Source organism: Methylobacterium nigriterrae (genome assembly GCF_037106235.1).
Taxonomy (GTDB): domain Bacteria; phylum Pseudomonadota; class Alphaproteobacteria; order Rhizobiales; family Beijerinckiaceae; genus Methylobacterium; species Methylobacterium nigriterrae.
Map to the genome: position 1 here is coordinate 1 of NZ_JBAWTG010000432.1, position 875 is coordinate 875.

Consider the following 875-nt stretch of genomic DNA (forward strand, 5'->3'; position numbering starts at 1 on the left):
CGCGGCAGCGCTGATCACGGCATCAGCTTCGTCCTGGCCGAGGCCGAGTGCCTGCCGGAGGCCATGCTCCGGGAAGGCTTGGCGCCCGTCATGACGAGGCTCGTGAGCAGGTTGCTGTGCGAGCGCAACGCCAGTTGCCAGACCGCCGAGGCGTGAGACCCGCGGCAGCCTGTTTGCAAACCGGCCAGCACCTGAAGCCGAAGGGTCCCCCTATCGTCAAAAACGACCGGTTCCGAGCCTAACGGTCAGAACGGCTTGTAGAGCGCCGAAACAGGCTCCTTCCCGGTTCGAAACAGGCCTTTAAGGCCGAGTCTCGTTACCTGACGCTCGCGACGAGAAACGAGATCACCGTATGGGCTCGGCTACGACCGCGCTTCCACCCTCGATCAGAGACACGGGTAACAAACCGTCAGGCTTGGCCGCAGCTTATCGCAGGATCTGGGGGATCCATCGGGCGCGCTCGAGTGGGCCCTATGGGCCAGAGTACGGCCCAAGGCACAGGTTCCCCAGCGCCATCCTCCGAAACAACCTGAGCCATCGCCGCCGGTGTTCAGGCCGATCGTGGAGCAGGTGACAGCGCTGGCAGAAGGCCGCGAGATTGCGCTCGGCATTGTTGCTGGTGTCGTGATCGCGGTGGGCTGCGGTCAGCACCACCCGCGTCGTGCGCACCTGTCCGAGCAGGTTATCCGCGCCGACGGCCACACAGAGTGCTCGTTCACGGTGAAGCTCGCCCGCCAATCAGACGACGTCGGGACAGACCCACCGCATCTTAGCTGGCTAGGCTGTGGTGAGGATTTAAGATTTGGGTCTACCGGGTCGAGGCGAGATCTGATTCAAGGCTGCTTTTTGGGAGAGCTGCCTTGTCATTCCAGCCT

The 875-nt window shown here is 63.2% G+C and carries 1 pseudogene; it reads right to left on the reverse strand.

Annotated features, from left to right (window positions below):
• Positions 1-471: 471 nt before the first annotated feature.
• Positions 472-681 (reverse strand): annotated as a pseudogene (locus WDW90_RS37590) (hypothetical protein); the annotation flags it as partial.
• Positions 682-875 lie beyond the last annotated feature (194 nt).